Raw genomic sequence first — 1,034 nt, forward strand, 5'->3', positions numbered from 1 at the left:
TGCCGGCACCTGTCGCGCCGCGGCTGGCTCGAAGGCGAAGACGAATCCGTGTTCCTGTCCGACAGCGCGGGTAGCGACGACGGCATGGATGGGCTGCGGATGAGTTCGATGACCTACCGCATCGCCACCGGTCGCGACGCTGGCCGCAAGGTCGTCACGCTGCAAACATTGCCCGGTGACGCAGGCTCGCTGGAGGGCGACGCCGGCAAGGTCGGCGGCTTCTCGCTGCATGCCGGCGTGGCCGCGGAAGCACACGAAAGCCACAAGCTCGAAAAGCTGTGCCGCTACATCACGCGCCCGGCGATCAGCGAGCAGCGGCTGTCGATCTCACCGCAGGGTAGGGTGCGGTATCAGCTCAAGACGCCGTGGCGAAATGGGACCACGCATGTCGAATGGGATGCGGTGGACTTCATCGCCAAGCTGGCGGCACTGGTCCCGCCACCTCGCGCGCATCTCACCCGCTTCCACGGCGTATTCGCCCCGAATGCAAACCTGCGCGCGCAGGTGACGCCATCGGGGCGCGGCAAGCGGCCTGCGGGCGATGCGGCGCCGGTTGACGCAAGCGCCCACGACGAGCCGCGCAGCCCCGAGCAGAAGCGCCGTGCGATGAGCTGGGCGCAACGGCTCAAGCGGGTCTTTTCCATCGACGTCACCACCTGCGCCCACTGCGGCGGCGCGGTGCGGATCGTCGCCAGCATCGAAGACCCCAAGGCCATCCGCGCCATCCTCGCCCACTTCGAGAAGCACGGCGCGCTGGAGCAAGCGCACTACCGGCCCGCAGCGCGCGCCCCGCCGCCGGCCGCGTGACGAGGTGCCGGCCACTCAACCGGAAGCGAAAGCAGAATCCGATCCGATGCGGCCACGACCCCGCAGGGCTGCGCTCGGCCCTGTGCCGGGATTCGGTGAGAAATGGCTACGCACTGAGCCGCTGCGTGGCCCCGCGATGTCGAAAACCCACGCATGAACCCCCGATCTGTGCCCGATCTGTGCCCAAAGCGGCGCTTGCGCGGCCGCTTCCTACCCGCCAGACTCGC

At 68.9% G+C, this 1,034-nt stretch carries 1 pseudogene; it reads left to right on the plus strand.

The window, feature by feature from the left end:
• Positions 1-807: pseudogene (locus ACVOMB_RS21060) on the plus strand (IS91-like element ISCR16 family transposase); the annotation flags it as partial.
• Between the last annotated feature and the right edge of the window lie 227 nt (positions 808-1,034).

The organism is Stenotrophomonas sp. STEN018 (genome assembly GCF_056760235.1).